This is a genomic window from Enterobacter cloacae complex sp. P1B (assembly GCF_014982345.1).
GTDB lineage: Bacteria > Pseudomonadota > Gammaproteobacteria > Enterobacterales > Enterobacteriaceae > Enterobacter > Enterobacter bugandensis.
In genome coordinates this window covers 369011-387242 of sequence record NZ_JADCLF010000006.1, presented here as the reverse complement: position 1 = coordinate 387242, position 18232 = coordinate 369011, and the positions used below count along the sequence as shown (strand labels likewise).

Below are 18232 nucleotides of genomic sequence, written 5' to 3'. Positions count from 1 at the left end.
ATGAAAACAAAACTGCTCGTCCTGGCAATGGCCCTCAGCTTCGCTTCGGCGCAGGCGGCGGACCGCATTGCCTTTATCCCCAAGCTGGTGGGCGTGGGTTTCTTCACCAGCGGCGGCAACGGCGCGAAAGAGGCGGGGAAAGATCTTGGCGTGGACGTGACCTACGACGGCCCGACAGAGCCGAGCGTTTCCGGCCAGGTGCAGCTCATCAATAACTTCGTCAACCAGGGCTATAACGCCATTATCGTCTCTGCCGTGTCGCCGGACGGTCTCTGCCCGGCGCTGAAGCGCGCGATGCAGCGCGGCGTGAAGGTGCTGACCTGGGATTCCGACACCAAACCGGAGTGCCGCAGCATTTATATCAACCAGGGGACGCCGGAACAGCTCGGCGGCCTGCTGGTAGAGATGGCGGGCAAGCAGGTCACCAAACCGAATGCCAAAGTGGCGTTCTTCTACTCCAGCCCAACCGTCACCGACCAGAACCAGTGGGTGAAAGAGGCGAAGGCGAAAATCGAGAAAGATCACCCCCAGTGGCAGATCGTGACCACCCAGTTTGGCTATAACGACGCCACCAAATCTCTGCAGACCGCCGAGGGGATCTTAAAAGCGTATCCGGATCTGGACGCGATCATCGCGCCGGACGCCAATGCCCTGCCGGCGGCGGCGCAGGCGGCGGAAAACCTGAAGCGGGAAGGGGTGGCGATTGTCGGCTTCAGCACGCCGAACGTCATGCGTCCGTACGTTGAGCGCGGGACGGTGAAAGCCTTCGGCCTGTGGGATGTCGTACAACAGGGCAAAATTGCGGTCAATGTCGCCGATCGTCTGCTGAAAAAAGGCGATCTTAACCCTGGCGACAGCGTGGACGTAAAAGGTATCGGCGCCCTGAAGGTGGAGCCGAACAGCGTGCAGGGTTATCAGTATGAGGCGAAGGGCAACGGCATCGTGCTGCTGCCGGAGCGGGTGGTGTTCACCAAAGAAAACATCAGCAAATACGATTTCTGACGGGGGAGCAAATGGCTGATTTAGACGACATCAAAGACGGCAAGGATTTTGGCATCGGCACGCCGCAGCAGAATGTGCCGTTCACGCTGAAGGGCTGCGGCTCGCTGGACTGGGGCATGCAGTCCCGCCTGGCGCGCATCTTTAACCCGCAGAGCAACCGCACGGTAATGCTGGCCTTTGACCACGGCTACTTTCAGGGGCCGACCACCGGCCTTGAGCGTATTGATCTCTCCATCGCCCCGCTGTTTGGCGAAACCGACGTGCTGATGTGTACCCGCGGCATTCTGCGAAGCCAGGTGCCCGCCGCGACAAACAAACCGGTGGTGCTGCGCGCTTCCGGAGGTAACTCGATTCTGGGGGAACTCTCGAACGAGTGCGTGGCGGTGGCGATGGAAGATGCCCTGCGCCTGAACGTCTGCGCGGTAGCGGCGCAGGTGTACATCGGAAGCGAGTTTGAGCATCAGTCTATCAACAACATCATCAAGCTTGTCGATGCAGGGGCGCGCTACGGCATGCCAACGCTCGCGGTAACGGGCGTCGGCAAGGAGATGGCGCGTGACGCGCGCTACTTCTCGCTCGCCAGCCGCATCGCCGCCGAAATGGGGGCGCAGTTTGTCAAAACCTACTACGTGGACGAGGGCTTTGAAAAAGTGACCGCCAGCTGCCCGGTGCCGATCGTCATCGCCGGGGGCAAAAAGCTGCCGGAGCTTGAGGCGCTGGAGATGTGCTGGCGGGCGATTGATCAGGGGGCGTCCGGCGTGGACATGGGGCGCAATATCTTCCAGTCCAGCGCGCCGCTCGCCATGCTGAAAGCGGTGAAAAAAGTGGTTCACGAGAACGTGAGCGCCCGGGAGGCGTTTCAGTTCTGGCAGGAAGAGAAACAGGGAGAAGCAAAATGAACGTGACGCTGGTTGAGATTAACATCAAGCCCGAGCGGGTGGACGAGTTTCTTGAGGTGTTTCGCGCCAACCATGAGGGAGCCATCAGGGAGCCGGGGAACCTGCGCTTTGACGTGTTGCAGGACCCGAGGGTGAAAACCCGGTTCTTTATCTACGAGGCTTATAAGGACGAAGCGGCGGTGCTGGCGCATAAGCAAACCCCGCACTATCTGGCGTGCGTGGACAAGCTTGAGGAGCTGATGTCGGAGCCGCGCAAAAAACGCAGTTTTGTGGGGCTGTTGCCGGAGTAATTCGATGCCCGATGACGCACTCATGCGCGTCATCGGGCATCCTGGCTTATCCTTTGGCTTTCTGGATCGCCATGATTAATGCATCGGAAGAGACGTTTCCTGACATCACGCTAATGCGCTGAATGACCGGATCTTTTTCCTGAGGTAAAACCACAAACGCCGGCGCGTTGGCAAAACCGATCTGCTTCACGAGCTTCACATTGTCCTGTAACACTTTGTTTGCCGACCCGGCCGAAGGCAATTTTTTAAAGATAAAACGGATATCCGGGTTGGCATGGATAAGCGTTTCTGTGACGTTGCAGTTCACGCATTGCTCATCCACAAAAGACACCACGGCGACTTTTGCGTTGGCGGGCCCGACAACAGGATCGCCGCCAGCAAGCAGCTGCTCGCGATGGAGGATGACATTTTGCACCATGGCCTGTTGCTGCGCTATCTCCTGACGCTGGCGAAGGCTTTCCCCTGCCGCAACTAAAAATTCAGGATGTTCAGCGAGATAGGTAGAGACAATTTCACCCATTTTTTCAGGATGGGCGGCGAAATACGCTTCGGCGGCTTTTCCTGTTTGTTCAATCTGCTGTGGCGTTGCTTGCTCTGCCTGCGCTGCGGCTGAGAAAGTCAGAGTCGCAGCCAGCAGAAGCGAAAGGCGACGAAGGGAGGTTGAAACTTCCATTGATATTATTCCGTAAAAGAGAGAGACGGGACTAGGACGCCAGTGCCTGTGTACGAACAGGCATAATGCGTCCATAGTCATTAATCGCTTGCCAGCGCACCTGGCATACCCCTGGGTCTGGACAACCCTCGAGCGCTCGCTCGCTAAAAGGGGCGACAAGGCCGCCATCAGCGATGCGCTTACCGCCGAGGCTGAGCTGATAAAGCGTGATGTAGTAAGGCGTCGGATTATTCACAACGACGTTATTTTTGTTTCGTGACCAGCGTAAGGCCTGATAAGCATCATCAGGATTGCCGGTGAGCCCGGTGGGCCGATAAAAAAGTTTAAAGCGTGAACGTACCGCCGTTTGCACACCCGTGGTGTGCGGATTAGCGGAAGGGATCGCCGCAACGTTTAACGTGAACAGCGTTTCCCGGTTCTCGGGTAACTTTCCTCCCGTAAATATCAGCCGAATCGTGTTTTCGCGTTGCGGACGCAATGAGAACAGCTGCGGCGTGGCCACAAATGCGGATTGAACCCCGTGTGGGGCATCCGCCCCAGTCCACAGGCCACCCGGCTCGACTTTGGTGTAGATCAGATACGATTCGTCAGAAGGGTTACGCACGGAAAAGCTGATCGATTTCTCACGTTCCGGATAGACAAACCGCGTTCCGCCGATCACCACGCCAGCTTGCGCCTGAAGCATGATGGTGGAGAGAAAAAAGAGAAGCAGGATCTTCGCCGGATAAACACACTTACGCATAATTGAGAATAAAGGTTGTCGTCGCATTTGCCGTTCCCGTGGTGACCTTGTTTGCGGTGGCAACATAGCGGGCGTAAAACTGAAGAGTCGCGTCGCTTTGATTAGGAATAATCATCGTCTTCTGGCTTTTACTTCCCATAGAGATGAGCGACTTGTCCTGGTTGTAAATTCCTACGCCGATACCGGTTGCGTAGCCTTCACCGCCGATGAGCGTCAGTAAATCCGGGTTTGCTGTATCGGGTGTGCCGTCAAAGGTAATACTGACTGAGCCTTCTGTTCCGGCACAGTTTTCCACATTAATAGCAAACGGATGATAATCAGCGCCCATACCTGACTGGGTGAAATATTTACTTTGCACGCTGTCCATTGTGACGGTCAGGTTCTGAGAATCAGGCGCGATACTGCACGTCTTTTTATGGATCACGCCAGTGATATAAATTGTACCGTCGTGCGCCAGTGTACGCGCTGAAAAAAATGGCACCAGAAAAAGCGCGGTGAATATTATTGTGAAAAACTTTTTCATTTCCGCATCCTACTGATAGAGCAGATCAAAATACATGATGGCCGTAGCATTCCCTGTCGTAACCTCGGGCAGGGTCGATTTGTACCGTAAATTAAACGTCAGGCTATTATCTCCCTGCTTTAAGGGATAAATTTCGGATTCCGTATTATTTATTTTAATCGGATTCATTCCGGCATTGAGAAGCTCTACGCCAATGCCCGTCGCCATTTCGCCAGCCGTTCCTTTACCCGTGTCGCTGAGCGCCAGCAGGTCCGAGTTATTGGTATCCGGCATACCGCTGAACCAGATTTTTGTACCCTGAATGGCGCGTGAACAATTTTTAAGATCGATCGTGAACGCTTTTTCCGGCGTCGTTGTTCCGGTTGCGGGAAATTCAGATATATCGAATGCGCCTAAATCAACCGTTTGTTCTTTACTGTTCACATCAACTTCACACGATTCGCCGATAATTGTGCCGTATATCTGGAGGTTAACTGTAAAACCCTCATCGGCGTACGTTGTTGCTATGCCAGAGAACAGCGTCGCCAGGGCGACAAAATACAAGACTCTCATTTTTCACCTTTACGCAAAATCGATACGTAAACAGGCCAACGCAGTAAACAGACCTTCTGCCGGGGCCTTCCCTGTCGTGCTGATGGGGTAGGTTTTTAACGTGACATCAGCATGGCCCGAACTATCAGTAATAAAATCAGCGGTGCTGGAGGCGTCGTTAGGTATCATGACGGTGCCATTTTCGTTGGTTACCACCACGCCGACATCTTTATTATCCGTAGCGATCGCCTGGCCGACGTTGCTGTCTGCGTTGGCGACCAGTCGAAGCGTAAGATGCGCAGGCGAAATCACGTCCGCATTACACTCGATGGGAACATTAAAGGTTTTTACCGGCGCATTAGAAGGTTTCTCACCCGCTTTCGTGAATGAAGAACTGTTGAGTTTTCCCAGGTCAACCGTAATGATTTGTCCCGCATTAATGATGCAGTTTTGCGGCACCGTGACCGCGCCGCTGTATGTTATTTGATAAACAATATCATTCAACGGGTCGGTATTTTCGGTGGTGATATAAACATTAAACATCACTTTACTGGGGATAATGACCGTGCCGATAAAAGGTTTGATAATTTTTAACCGGAATACCAGGTTGGAGTCATATACCGGGAAAGGTATGTTCATATCCTCTTTATCCACCCTGTAATCTTTACCCATATGGATATAGTCTCCAGGCGGAAAATATTCACCAATTTCGGAATCGGTTATCCGCATCGCCCCTGCAATATAGATCGGGTCAAGATTCATATACTGCCACTGGTCTTCCGTGAAAATCACCGGGTAGGTATTCCTGTATGAGCGATAGGTACGGGAATCGCCATCAGGATGATAGTCACATATGGCGTTTACGCCCACATCCTGTGATTTAACCAGTTCAACTGCCTGCCCCAGCTGGTTTTGTTCTTTTGTCAGCGTGGCCGTCAGATCGTAATTCACATTCGTAATGCTGTGATCAAAGTTATGGCAGACCGCTGCCAGACTTTGCGTAGAAGCCGTAAGGCTGAGTAATAAAAAAATAATGCGTACTTTCACTTATCGGCACTCCGCTTTTAAACGCACGAGGGACTGCTTTGTTTCACTTAGCTTGTAAACGGCAACACATTTTTTATCATCTGTGTCGCCCCATTGCGCTGTCAGACTCCCTGTCTCGCCCAGCCCAGACAGATACGCTTCGCCGTTATCGCCTACGATGGTGTCCCCACCTTCATCGCTGCGCGTAACAACCGCGCCAAAGGGCACAGGGCGCCCGTTATGCATGAGTGCAATCATCGCGCGCGTTCCGGAGCGCGCCTTAAAGGTGGCGCGAACCAGGGCGCCCTGGGTTGGAACAACGTGGGTTACAGCCTCGTCAATGTCCAGATCGTCGCTGAGCGAGTTGGTGTTCAGCGCCATGCGGTTACGGTGGTATGCGCTGGCATACGGCACAACCGCATAACCACGCCAGTCGGTGTGGATCCCTGGGCCGTCTTCGACCTTCACGTTGCTTGCGCCAGGCGCGGCGATCAGGACATTGGTATCCCCCAACGGCTGGCTTAAGGTGATGCCGTTGCGATGCGCGACGATACCGCCGCTGAGGCCGTAGTTGATCTGTTGATAATCGCCATTGTTACTGTAGTTGTACCCCAGGCTCGCATTACCGTAGGCGCTATCATATTCCGTGCTGATGCTTCCGCTGGCGCCAGTGTGTTGGTTCTGATACCCCTGCTGAACGCTGTAGCTGAGGTTATTGTCTTCAAGCAGTGTTCCGTTGATGCCGGCAGTATTATTGACCCTGCCGTCGTTATCGGTGCTCATGCCGTATGTGGCGTAAATGCTGTTTAAACGTTTGGTCACATCTCCACCTGGATGAAGCCACAGATTGAGCGGGAAGGAGAGCGTTAAAGAATAAATACGATCGCTTTCACTCATGCCAGGGGATTTATTGTAGTTGTAGGTCAGGTTATAGGTTACGCCCGCAACCGTTCCGCTATAACCCAGCTGAATAAGCGTATTTTTTTCATCGGTATGCCAGTACGTTTGCTGGCTGCCGTTGAGGAAAATCGACCCGGCAGTGCCCAGCTGTTGGGAAATATTGGCCTGCAGCTTGCCGCGTTTGGTGTAGTACAAATTGTAATAATCGGTCCACACGGGCTGATTGTCGTCGGTGTGGTCGTTGGGATCGTCCTGGCCGACATAACCTTTCATTTGCTTATAGGTGGTTTCATCCAGGGTATAAAAACCGGATGTGGAATAGCGATAGCCTAACAGCTGGAAATTGGTGCCCATGCCGTTCAACGATTTTGCATATAAGAAACGTATTGACTGCCCGTTATGTGAGCTACCGTCGCTCAGTTCGCTTTGTGCGGAGGTGAGATCGGCCGATACGGCGCCAAAATTCCCCAGGTTCATCCCGGTACCCAACGCAAAGGCAGAGTATTTTTCCGTCAGCTGCGTACCACCGTAGACGGTAAATCCTTTTGGTAACCCCCAGATAAGCGTTCCCTGGACAAAGTTTGTGTCCTCCTGCTGATCGCTGTTACTGCGATAGCGGGCCGCGGTGGCGGCATATTTTACGGTGCCTTCACGCTGCAAAACCGGAACCGCGGAATAGGGCACAGAGTAGCTGCTGATCGTTCCGTCAGATTCTTTGACCTCTACATTCAGGTCACCGCTGGAGGAGGTGGGGTACAGATCGTTAATGGCAAACGCCCCGGGCGGCACATAGCTTTGATAAATGGTGTAACCGTTTTGTTTGATGGTGACCTGGGCGTTGGATTTAGCGATCCCATGAATGGTTGGCGCAAAACCTTTCATACTATCAGGCAGCATGTTGTCATCAGAATTGATCTGCACCCCGCGGAATGGCAGGCTGTCGAAGACATCCGAAGTGGTATAGTTCTCGCCGATTGTTAGCTTGCTTTTTAGCGGGATAACGGCACGTTCAACATAGGTTTTAATGTGTTCCCAGTTGGTGTAGGTCTCTGAGCCGCTGCTGTTGTAGCTCCATGTAGAGAAATCCCGCAGCCGCCACGGCCCCAGGTTTAATCCACTGTTAAGTCCCAGAAAATAGTTGTCTGTCGTCGAACCGTAATCACCGCTATTGTGACTATGCGAACCCGAAAAGTCATAATTCAGCAACAGGGCGTTAATGCCTTCGTCCCATTGCTCAGGGGGAATGTACCCGCGCGCGTTATTACGCAGCGCCGCTTGCGGAATACTGATATTCAGGCGCTGGTGTTCAAAATCAAAAAATGTGGTGGCAGCGGGAATGGCTGCCGGCAAATCGACACAGTTGCCCGCTTTTTCGTCCTTAAGACCGGGTAAGACATCGACATTTACCCCCATCGCATCAAGTGACTTACGCGAGAGGCAGGGCGTCAGCCCCGTATCGTCATCCGTAGGTGTTGAATTTTTGCGCACGTTAAACGTGACGTCGCGCGTGGCTAAAAAATTGTCATTCAGCCATACGTCCACGCGATAGACCCCTGGCGCCTGACCAGCATTACTAAAACGTGATAAATCAGCAACCGCCGCAGGATCGCTTGAAAGAAAGGCAGGGTTGAAATAATAGCCCGCATCCGCATTAACGGATGCGAATGCGCCGAGCATGGCCAGCGTGAGAGGGGCCAAACGATGATTGACTATCCTTGTCTGATACTTGCGAAACTTCATTTTTCTCTGCCTGCTTCAACGCGCTATGTTCGGTATTTTTCCGGGAAAATTATGCTCCAGGGCATGTCTGAACAGGGGTGGTAGCACCGAAATCGTTAACGGTCTGGAACGTCACCTGGCTCCCGCTACCGGCAGGTAGATCAACGACCAGGCTGTTCATTGGCGGAACCATGTTATTGGTTAACTTTGCGTTTCCCGCTTTGAATTGCACCAGCGACACGTAATAAGGCGACGCGTTTTTGATGGTCAACTTGCCGTTACTGACCGTGCAGCGCAGCGCCTTTGGCGCGTCAATTGACGGGGTAGGCAATTTTTTTGGGCGAATAAAAAGCTTAATGACGCTCTGCGTCGCAATCTGCAATGTATTTCCCTGCAACTTACTTTTATCCACGGCCGGGATAGCTTTGCTGTTGAAATAAAAAACGCTTTCTCTGTCTTTCGGCAAATCTGGGCCAGCGTACATAATCCTGATGGTGTTTTCTTTTTTAGGATGCATAACAAAAAGTGGAGGCGTAACAATAAAGTCTGTGGACTTCGATTGATCGGCGTTCGCAACCCACGATTGCACCAGGAAAGCATTGCTTTGAGACGAGTTCGTAATAGGTAACGAAATCTGTTTATCACCCTGAGGGTAAATAATACGCGTTGCGCCCAGGCCTATCCCCCCAGCGTGAGCCGTAGTCAGCACCGTAGCTGCGAATAAAAAAGAATGCGTAATCAGCTTCGTTATCAAAGATACAGTATTAATTCGTTTCATTTATATATCACTTCATTGAATACATAATCAAATACATAGAATAAAACATGCCGTTTAAGCCTATGTATTTAATCTATATAAAACGGTCAGTTATATTAAAAATCCCTCCTTCGTACAGGCGTACGAAGGAGGGATGACAGCATCCTAATTCGATTAGGAATAAACCATCTGGAAGGTAGCGGTAGATGCTACGTTACCTGGTGTTGCTGCGCCTGTAGCGATGTAGTCAACGCTCAGTGGGATAATGTTTTCACCGTTGATCAGGCCGATTGCAGAAGAGGTGGTACCCAGATCCAGGTTTTTACCGTCCGGTCCAAACAGCTGCAGAGCCACGTTCTGTGCGGAACCTGCACCTGCGGTATTCGCCATAGCGCCCGGCTGAGTTGCATCCTGCTGCGCGTTGAAAATAACCGCTGCGTTCTGGCTGACAGTGGTGTCGCAATCTTCCAGTTTAATGTTGAAATCTTCTTTCTGATTCGCCAGCATTCCGCTTTGAGTCAGCTTCACGGTACGAACCTGGCTCAGGATAACGGTCTGGTCAACAGAATCGGCAGCAACTGAACAGGCAGCGTTAACAACCTGACCGACGAAATTAACGGTACCGCCGCTTACTGTGGTGGTGTCTGCCTGTGCGTTCATCATCACGCCGCTTGCCATAGATGCAGCAACAACCATTGCTAAAACATGCTTTTTCATACAAATCCTTTTAAATAAACAGTTTTCTGTCAAGTTGAAACAAAATTAAAGGTGACTTAATACAAGACTATTCAGATTAAAAATCATGAATATACAGAATCATACAGTACGCTGTGTTTTGCACATTCTCGTGATGTTCCGAAAGCGTATTTTATGAGGCGAGGCATATTATATCAATCTATTGCTGGTTGATTTTTGCTTAGAAATTCTTAAATGGGTTTTAATTAAAAATTTATTAGTTTTTAGAATGGGAGGGTATGTTTGATGCGCTATTTAGCCTGATTTAGTAAGGTGCAATCGCCGAGAGTGATATTTCTGCATTGTTATTGAACGCTATCCTTTTATTAAAATTAAATATTAATTTAAAACGGGAATTGTTCTTTAGGGCAATGTAAGAGTAATTTTCAATATGCCATGTTTAATTACAAATTGAAATGAAATTAGAGTGGATATAACTCCCTCCTCCATAAGAGGAGGGATTAAATCATACTTCTTCTACTCTTACCCGCAGCGCTGCCAGCGCCTTGCGCGCCGCCTTCAGCACCTGCTCACATTGATCAATGGTCAGCGTCAGCGGTGGCTCAATGCGGATGGTTTTCGAGTTGTTGAGCGTGCCGGCTACCAGCACCCGCTGGCGGAACATCTCGCTCGCGAAGCTGTAGCCGATTTCATTGTCGACAAACTCGATTGCCATCAGCATCCCTTTGCCGCGCGCCTCCTGCACCAGATCCGGGTACTCACGCCCCAGCTGGCGGAAGCCGTCCAGCAGCATGTCGCCTTTCTGCTCCGCCTGCGCAGGCAGGTTTTGCTCCAGCAGCACGTTGATGGTGGCCAGCGCCGCCGCACAGGCCAGCGGGTTACCGCCAAAGGTGGTGGTGTGCAGGAACGGATTGTCGAACAGCACCGAGAACACCTCCTCGGTGGCAACCGTCGCACCAATCGGCATCACGCCGCCGCCGAGCGCCTTCGCAAGACACAGTATGTCCGGCTGAACGTTCTCGTGCTCGCAGGCAAACATCCTGCCGGTGCGCCCCATCCCGGTCTGCACTTCGTCGAGGATCAGCAGCGCGCCAAACTCATCGCACAGCTGACGCACGGCGGGCAGGTAGCCCTGTGGAGGCAAAATCACGCCGCCTTCACCCTGAATCGGCTCGAGGATCACCGCCGCCACGTCATCGCCGGTTTTACGGCATTCGCTCAGCACGGTGCGCATGGCGTTAATGTCGCCGAACGGCACGTGGCGGAAGCCCGGCAGCAGCGGCATAAACGGTTTGCGGAAGGTGGATTTGGCGGTCGCAGACAGTGCCCCCAGGGATTTCCCGTGGAACGCGCCGCTGGTGGCGATAAAGGTGAATTTCCCGCGTGGCGACTGGTACGCCTTGGCGAGCTTGATCGCCGCCTCGACCGACTCGGTGCCGCTGTTGCTGAAGAAGCTGTATTTCAGCTTGCCGGGCGTTAAGGCCGCCAGCGTTTTCGCGAGCATGGCGCGAAGCGGGTCGAGCAGTTCCTGACTATGGAGAGGTTGTTTCGCAAGTTGATTCTGTACGGCGGAAACCACTACTGGATTACGGTGCCCCACGTTAAAGATACCGAAACCACCCAGGCAATCTATAAATTCCTGTCCCTGGGTGTCGACAAGCGTGTTGAGACTTCCCGCTTGCCACTCTACGGCTCCGTAATCCCCGCCGGCGGTAACAGATTTGCGATACTCCAGAAAACCAGGATTCACATGCTCTTTAAAGTAATCAATGACCTCTCGGTTAAGTTGTTTCATCTCCTCATGATCGAGCGTTCGCTTCTCAATGAGATTCAGTGCGTGCGCGGTACAGGCAAGAGCCGAGGCGCTGGAAGGTAACCTGTTCAAAATATGCTCCCGGGGATCGCGTATCACATGATACTGAGTTAAGTATTGCAGGGATTACGCCACTTCAGATGACTTAACGAAAATCGGGATAAACGCCAGGTTAAAATTATGTTGCGCAATATTTAATCATGCCGGAGCAATCGAAACGGGATTTAGGGGGACAGGGCAACCCGCATTCTCAGGTGCACAAAAAGGCAATTGCACTAAAGGAGTGCATGGCTTGCGGCTTAAGTGGGCGTTAACAGGTCATGCTTTATAGGTAATTTCTTTACGAAAGTATTTGGAATCAATGAATTATAAAATCTCACAAAAAGTGCGGTTTAAGTGAAATCTGCGATCTCCATCAAGTTTAACAACTAAAGATAAATTGTTTACCGCCGAAAAAACAATAAACCACAAAATTAACATTCGAATAACCTGCAAGGAATGCCCGTCATGTCTTCTCCTTCCTTTGTCACCCAGAATAATTATCCTCTGGACGATGACACCACCTTAATGTCGACCACCGACGTCCACAGCTATATGACCCATGCAAACGACACCTTTGTGCAGGTGAGCGGCTATCAGCTTGATGAGCTGATGGGCCAGCCGCACAATCTGGTGCGCCATCCCGACATGCCAAAAGCGGCGTTTGCCGATATGTGGTACACCCTGCAGCAGGGTGAGCCGTGGAGCGGCATTGTCAAAAACCGGCGTAAAAATGGCGATCATTACTGGGTGCGCGCGAATGCGGTACCGATGGTGCGGAATGGGCAGGTGACGGGGTATATGTCGATCCGCACCAAAGCCACGGAGAAAGAGATCGCTGCCGTAGAGCCGCTCTACCGGGCGCTGAATGACGGGAGCTGTAAAAAACGCATCCATAAAGGACTGGTGGTGCGCAAGGGCTGGTTGGGTAAACTTCCTTCCATGCCGCTACGCTGGCGCGTACGCAGCGTGATGGCGGCGCTCTTTGCCGCGCTTGCCGCTACCCTGGTGACCACCTCCGCAGGCTGGGTGCCGCTCGCAGCGGCCGCCGTGATAACGCTGCTGGGAACGCTGCTGTTTGAGCAGCAAATAGTCCGCCCGATCGAAAACGTCGCGCATCAGGCGCTGAAGGTGGCGACCGGCGAGCGCAACAGCGTGCAGCATCTGAACCGCAGCGACGAGCTGGGGCTGACCCTGCGCGCGGTAGGACAGCTGGGGCTGATGTGCCGCTGGCTCATCAATGACGTCTCAAGCCAGGTGATGAGCGTCCGTGACGGCAGCGACAGGCTGGCGCAGGGGAACGAAGCGCTGAACGATCGTACGCGTCAGACCGTGGCGAACGTGCAGCAGACCGTCGCAACGATGAACCAGATGGCCGCTTCCGTTCAGAGCAACTCAGAAACCGCCGCCGAAGTGGACAAACTCTCCGTCGCCGCGAGCAGCGCGGCGACGAAAGGCGGCAACGCGATGCAGACCGTGGTGAAAACGATGGATGACATCGCCGATAGCACGCAGCGCATCGGCTCGATTACCTCCCTGATTAACGACATCGCTTTCCAGACCAATATCCTGGCGCTGAATGCGGCCGTTGAAGCGGCAAGAGCCGGCGAGCAGGGGAAAGGCTTTGCCGTGGTCGCGGGGGAAGTTCGCCACCTTGCCAGCCGCAGCGCGAATGCGGCTAACGATATCCGCAAGCTGATTGATGCCAGCGCCAGCAGGGTACAGTCCGGCTCGGAGCAGGTGCACGCCGCAGGCCGCACGATGGATGACATTGTCGAGCAGGTGAAAAACGTCACGCAGCTCATCGCGCAGATCAGCCACTCGACGTCCGAACAGGCGACCGGGTTGTCAGAGCTAACCCGCGCGGTGGCGGAACTGGACAGCATTACGCAAAAAAATGCCGACCTGGTCGAGGAGAGCGCGCACATCTCTGCCATGGTGAAACACCGCGCCGGGCGTCTTAAGGATGCGGTGACGGTGCTCCATTGAGCCAGTAATGTTCCGGAAAAGTCGTTTATACCGTAAGGAATAAACGGCTTTTTTATTTGTGGTTGTGACTATTAATGTTTTTTATTGTTAATGAGATATTAAATAACTAAAGAAAGTGTCTCAGTTATTTATCCCTGCCTAAGTCAGTTTTCCCCGATGCTATTTTGCAAAACCCTGTTCTGGTGGTCTGGTAACGATCGATGGGGCGGAATTAATAGTCTCTACCTATCCATTGTGATGGTTATGAAATAAAAAAACGATCAAAGTCATAAAGTTAGCGGATTCGTTACCGATAACAGCGATCGTCTGAGAAATAATCACATCGATGGAGTAAATATGTTCTTACATGACGTAAAGATCGGCACGAAATTATTTCTGGCGTTTGGATTCTTTATTGTCCTGATGGTGATCAGCGCCAGTATGTCCTTACTGAGCCTGAACCGGGCTAACAACGGGATGCAATCCATCATTACCCATGATTATCCCACCACGGTAAAAGCGAACCAGTTAATCGACAACTTCCAGGAATTTATTAGCACTCAGCAGCTCATGCTGCTGGATGAACAGGGAACGTACACGGCACAGTCGCAGCAGCATCTTAAAGAGATCAGCGAGCATATCACGGTGATTTTGGGCGAGCTGAATACGGTGTTGCAGGACCCGAAATCGCAGCAGGTCCTTGCCGAGATCCGCGACGTTCGTCAGCAGTATCTGGACTCGCGCTATCGCATTTTGCAGGCGGTGCAGAATAATGACCGTGCGGGTGCTATCCAGGAGATGATGACCCATACCCTCACCGTGCAGCAGGCCTATAAAGCTAAAGTGCAGGAGCTGATTGCGATTCAGAACCATGAGATGCAGAGCGCGGGGGCGCAGGTGGAAGGAGACTTCAGGTCTAGCCGACTGCTGCTGATCCTGATCACCCTCTTTAGCGTCGCCGCTGGCAGCCTGATTGGCTGGTTTATCGTGCGCGCTATTACCCGCCCACTCGGCGAGGCGGTGAATTTTGCCAATGCCATTTCAGAGGGCGACCTGACGGGCAGCATCACGCCGCACGGCAAAGACGAAACGGGCCTATTGCTGCACGCGCTGATGGAGATGAAAAACCGCCTGCTGGATATTGTGCAGCAGGTGCAAACGGGCTCGGAGAATATCTCCAGCGCAGCCGCGCAGATTGTCGCTGGTAACCAGGATCTTGCCGCGCGCACCGAGGAGCAGGCAAGTTCCGTTGAGCAGACCGCCGCCTCGATGGAGCAGATCACCGCGACGGTGAAAAACACTGCCTCGCACACCGGGGAAGCGACTAATCTTTCGGCAGATGCCGCCACGGTGGTCAAAAACAACGGGGAGATGATGAAGCAGGTGACCAGCAAAATGCGCCTGATTAACGAGACGTCGAACCGGATGTCCGACATTATCGACCTGATCGACGCTATTGCGTTCCAGACCAACATTCTGGCGCTGAACGCGGCGGTGGAAGCGGCGCGTGCGGGCGAGCACGGCCGCGGCTTCGCGGTGGTTGCCGGTGAGGTTCGCCAGCTTGCCCAGAAGAGCGCGTCGTCTGCCAGTGAAATTCGCGAGCTGATCGAGAGCTCCACCAGCCAGACCCAGGATGGGATGAATTTGGTGGAAAAAGCGAGCGCGTTGATCAACGGCATGGTCGGCAACGTGGAGGAGATGGACACGATCCTGCGCGAGATCCGCCAGGCCAGCCACGAGCAGACGGAGGGGATCTCGCAGATCAACAGCGCGATTGGCCTGATTGATGCCACCACCCAGCAGAACTCTGCGCTGGTGGAGGAGTCCGTCGCGGCGGCGGCATCCCTTAACGAGCAGGCGATGCACCTGAAAGAGCTGGTACGCGTATTTCGAGTGAGCGAGCACGCGCCGGCTTAATCCAGCTGGGAGATCTCCAGCGCCGCGCGGTCGATTATGCCGATAATCTGCTTGAGCTGCGCGTCGCTGAGCTCCCCCTGATTTACCTTCAGGTCTAACACCGCTTTAAAATTATCCAGCGCCCGCTTCATCTGCGGGTTTTTGCGCAGCTCAAAGCCGACGCTGCGCGCCTTAATACGCACCTGGATCTGTTCCAGCTGTTCCAGGTTTTCGTCCAGCCAGCGCTGTCCTTCAGCGGTAATCGCAATCTTCTTACGACCGCTCTCTTCTTCCGTAATGGTGATAAAGGTTTGATCCTGCAGATATTCCAGCGTCGGGTAGATCACACCGGGGCTCGGCGTGTAGTTCCCCTGGGTCAGGTTCTCGATCTCTTTAATCAGCTCATAGCCGTGGCTGGCGCTGCGGGTCAGGATATCCAGAATCACCAGTCGCAGGTCGCCGTGGCCGAAAAAGCGCGGTCGGCGTCCGCCGCCGTCGTGTTCATGTCGCATGTTGTGTCTCTTAATTTGATATATCTAAACTATATCTAAGATATATTCAGATGCAATCTAAAAAATCTTGCTTTTTTACTGATTAGTAATCATTATCATTTAAAAATCAATTCCGATATATCGTATTTACCAGAGAAGAGGCTAAAAATGGCATCTACCCGTTACCCACAGCGCGTGCGTAATGACCTGCGCTTTCGCGAGTTGACGGTGCGCCGCGTTGAACGCGTTAGCGCAGGCTTTCAGCGCATTGTTTTAGGCGGCGAGGCGCTGGAGGGCTTTAGCTCCCGCGGCTTCGACGACCACACCAAAGTCTTTTTCCCTGCACCTGGCACCACGTTTGTCCCGCCGAAGGTCACCGATGAAGGCATCGACTGGGGCGACGGCGTACGTCCACAGGCGCGCGACTATACGCCGCTGTACGATGAGGCAAATCATGAACTGGCGCTCGATTTCTTCATTCATGACGGCGGGATTGCCAGCGGCTGGGCAGTCGAGGCGAAGGTGGGCGACAGGTTGACGATCGGCGGCCCGCGCGGTTCGCTGGTAGTGCCGGAGGATTACGCCTGGCAGCTGTACGTGTGCGACGAGTCCGGCATGCCGGCGCTGCGTCGACGTTTAGAGAGCATTGCTAAACTGCCGGTTTGTCCGGAGATTCACGCGGTGGTGACCGTAGGTGACGAATCTTATAAGGACTATCTGGCGCACCTGAGTGATTTCAACATCACCTGGGTGGTGGGCCACAGCGAGCAGGCAGTGGCTGACCGTCTGGCGGCGCTGGCCGTGCCGGCGGAGGATTACTTTATCTGGCTGACCGGAGAAGGGAAGGTGGTAAAAAGCCTGAGCCGCCAGTTTGAAACCAACGCGATTGACCAGCATCTGGTGCGTGCCAGCGCATACTGGCACGCTAAATAATCAGGCTGCCGAATCCATCTGCGCTTCGTTAACCTGGTGTTCGAGCGAGGCGCATACCTCTTTTAGCGCTTTCTCCTGCTGAGCAAAGTACGCTTCCATATTGCTCAGCGACGATACCAGCAGCCAGGACTCCTCTTTTTCCAGCTCCGCCAGCTCGTTCACTAAGGTGTCGATTTGCTCGCGGACCTGCGCCATTTTTTTGCGGATACGCTCCAGATCGTTCAGCCTGTCGCTCGCCATCAATGGCTCGAACCCCTGCTGCAGGCGGGCCACCAGCGAGCGAATGGTTTTGACGTCGCCGCGCTGTTTGGCCTGGTTGAGCTGCACCATCATCGCGTTGGCTTCCTCTTTCAGATCGTCTGCGACTAAATCCGGATGGCAGAGCTTGCTCGCCTGCCGCCAGAGGCGCTTGAGTTCGTTCTGATCTTCTTCCGAGAGATGTTTGCCCTTGCGCAGCCGCACTTCGGCATCGTGATGCTGTTCGCGATACTTCTCGTACTCTTCGTTGGCCTCGTCGCGCGCCTGACGCGCGGGCTCTTCTTCGCGCGTTAAGCCGCTTTCCAGTTCGAGCGCTTCGGCCAGCAGGTTGGCAATCAGATTGCTTTGCTGCTCCAGATGCTTACGCGCCTGAGCGGCCTGGACGGAGTCAGCCGGGAGATCGCGCCAGCGCTGGGTAAGCGTCGCCAGCACCTCCACCGCCTGCGCCATATAGCGCTGACAGCGGCGGTAATCCTCCTCGCGACGACGTGCCTCCGCCTGCTGACGACGCAGGTTCAGCTCCGCCAGCGTTTTACGCAGGGCGAGGATCTGCTGCATCAGCGGTCCGAGGCGGGAGAAATAGAGATCGTTGAACTCATCAAGCTGCTGCACGCGCGCGTTGCGGCGGTCAATCAGATCGCGCAGACGCTCTTCCAGCGCCTTCAGCTCCAGCTTGCTGGCGGCTACCTGTGGGTCACGCCACTGGGTCACGGCGCGTTGGCCCTGCAGCCAGGCGGTTATGGCCGCCATGGCCGAGGTATAGTTCTTTTCCTCAAGCGCCACGACGATTGCCTGTAGCTCATCGTCAAACGCTTCATTTTTCAGGCGTGTCAGCTGGCTCTGGATGATGTCGTCATCTTCCAGTTCAATGGCATTTTTAATGATTTCTAGCCGTTTGATCGGTGTGCTCATGATGCCTTTCGCTTTGGCGCTTAAGTATTTGAGTTAAGGGTAGTTGTTGTAAAAGCTACAGGAAATAATACACACGGATGATGATCGGCGCGATGGGGGATTTCTTTAGATTTGCAGTTTGTGAGGGTGAGCTGCAGGCCGGGCTACGTGTGATTGATTCCGTA

The 18232-nt window shown here is 53.5% G+C and carries 17 protein-coding genes; 6 read left to right on the top strand and 11 right to left on the bottom strand.

All coding sequences use genetic code 11. The annotated features are described in order from the left end of the window. Genes lsrB through lsrG form a run of 3 tightly spaced genes read left to right on the top strand, consistent with a single transcriptional unit; the run spans nt 1 to nt 2191 of the window. Entirely contained in the window at nt 1-1002 is a 1002-nt protein-coding gene (lsrB, locus tag INF77_RS06525; RefSeq protein WP_047367089.1) for an autoinducer 2 ABC transporter substrate-binding protein LsrB, read from the top strand. Nucleotides 1003-1013: 11 nt separating this feature from the next. Then, nucleotides 1014-1901, top strand: a complete 888-nt coding sequence (gene lsrF / locus INF77_RS06520; RefSeq protein ID WP_028014491.1) for a 3-hydroxy-5-phosphonooxypentane-2,4-dione thiolase — start codon at nt 1014-1016, stop codon at nt 1899-1901. Next, a complete protein-coding gene (lsrG, locus tag INF77_RS06515; RefSeq protein ID WP_028014490.1) occupies nt 1898-2191 on the top strand; it encodes a (4S)-4-hydroxy-5-phosphonooxypentane-2,3-dione isomerase in 294 nt (97 codons plus the stop codon). Before lsrF ends, lsrG begins: the two co-directional genes overlap by 4 nt. Nucleotides 2192-2237: 46 nt before the next feature. On the opposite strand, the gene INF77_RS06510 is transcribed toward lsrG, so the two are convergent. The 9 genes from INF77_RS06510 to ygjG form a co-directional block, all read right to left on the bottom strand. Further along, nucleotides 2238-2864: a hypothetical protein gene (locus INF77_RS06510; RefSeq protein WP_049137050.1), complete on the bottom strand. Its 627-nt coding sequence runs from the start codon at nt 2862-2864 to the stop codon at nt 2238-2240. A 31-nt stretch (nt 2865-2895) separates the two neighbouring features. Then, on the bottom strand, nt 2896-3633 hold the full coding sequence (locus tag INF77_RS06505) for a molecular chaperone (RefSeq protein ID WP_074171846.1): 738 nt from the start codon (nt 3631-3633) through the stop codon (nt 2896-2898). After that, entirely contained in the window at nt 3599-4129 is a 531-nt protein-coding gene (locus INF77_RS06500) for a fimbrial protein (RefSeq protein ID WP_028014487.1), read from the bottom strand. Before INF77_RS06500 ends, INF77_RS06505 begins: the two co-directional genes overlap by 35 nt. Before the next feature lie 9 nt (nt 4130-4138). Beyond that, nucleotides 4139-4681 (bottom strand): fimbrial protein, encoded by a 543-nt coding sequence (locus INF77_RS06495; RefSeq protein ID WP_049137051.1) that lies wholly within the window; start codon nt 4679-4681, stop codon nt 4139-4141. Nucleotides 4682-4690: 9 nt separating this feature from the next. Continuing rightward, entirely contained in the window at nt 4691-5707 is a 1017-nt protein-coding gene (locus tag INF77_RS06490; protein ID WP_047367092.1) for a fimbrial protein, read from the bottom strand. Continuing rightward, entirely contained in the window at nt 5708-8326 is a 2619-nt protein-coding gene (locus INF77_RS06485) for a fimbrial biogenesis usher protein (RefSeq protein WP_193532103.1), read from the bottom strand. It abuts the gene before it with no gap. Between the two features lie 49 nt (nt 8327-8375). Further along, on the bottom strand, nt 8376-9083 hold the full coding sequence (locus INF77_RS06480; protein WP_028014483.1) for a fimbria/pilus periplasmic chaperone: 708 nt from the start codon (nt 9081-9083) through the stop codon (nt 8376-8378). Nucleotides 9084-9236: 153 nt separating this feature from the next. Beyond that, on the bottom strand, nt 9237-9779 hold the full coding sequence (locus INF77_RS06475) for a fimbrial protein BcfA (protein ID WP_028014482.1): 543 nt from the start codon (nt 9777-9779) through the stop codon (nt 9237-9239). A gap of 484 nt (nt 9780-10263) precedes the next feature. Continuing rightward, complete coding sequence (ygjG, locus tag INF77_RS06470) at nt 10264-11643, bottom strand: putrescine aminotransferase (RefSeq protein WP_063155311.1); 1380 nt, start codon at nt 11641-11643, stop codon at nt 10264-10266. Between the two features lie 435 nt (nt 11644-12078). On the opposite strand from ygjG, the gene INF77_RS06465 reads away from it, so the two are divergent. Next, the gene (locus INF77_RS06465) at nt 12079-13599 is read left to right on the top strand and encodes a PAS domain-containing methyl-accepting chemotaxis protein (protein WP_193532102.1); all 1521 of its coding nucleotides are present in this window, start codon (nt 12079-12081) and stop codon (nt 13597-13599) included. A gap of 336 nt (nt 13600-13935) precedes the next feature. Beyond that, nucleotides 13936-15495 carry a methyl-accepting chemotaxis protein gene (locus tag INF77_RS06460; protein ID WP_028014479.1) on the top strand — a complete coding sequence of 520 codons (1560 nt, stop codon included), beginning with the start codon at nt 13936-13938 and terminating at the stop codon, nt 15493-15495. Here INF77_RS06460 and INF77_RS06455 read toward each other — a convergent pair. Further along, nucleotides 15492-15986 (bottom strand): PadR family transcriptional regulator, encoded by a 495-nt coding sequence (locus INF77_RS06455; protein ID WP_063155313.1) that lies wholly within the window; start codon nt 15984-15986, stop codon nt 15492-15494. The two genes, INF77_RS06460 and INF77_RS06455, sit on opposite strands and share 4 nt — an antisense overlap. Nucleotides 15987-16133: 147 nt before the next feature. Between INF77_RS06455 and INF77_RS06450 the strand changes: the two genes are divergently transcribed. Next, complete coding sequence (locus tag INF77_RS06450; RefSeq protein WP_048958934.1) at nt 16134-16898, top strand: siderophore-interacting protein; 765 nt, start codon at nt 16134-16136, stop codon at nt 16896-16898. On the opposite strand, the gene INF77_RS06445 is transcribed toward INF77_RS06450, so the two are convergent. After that, complete coding sequence (locus INF77_RS06445) at nt 16899-18068, bottom strand: DNA repair protein (protein ID WP_041908017.1); 1170 nt, start codon at nt 18066-18068, stop codon at nt 16899-16901. It lies immediately after the preceding gene. Between the last annotated feature and the right edge of the window lie 164 nt (nt 18069-18232).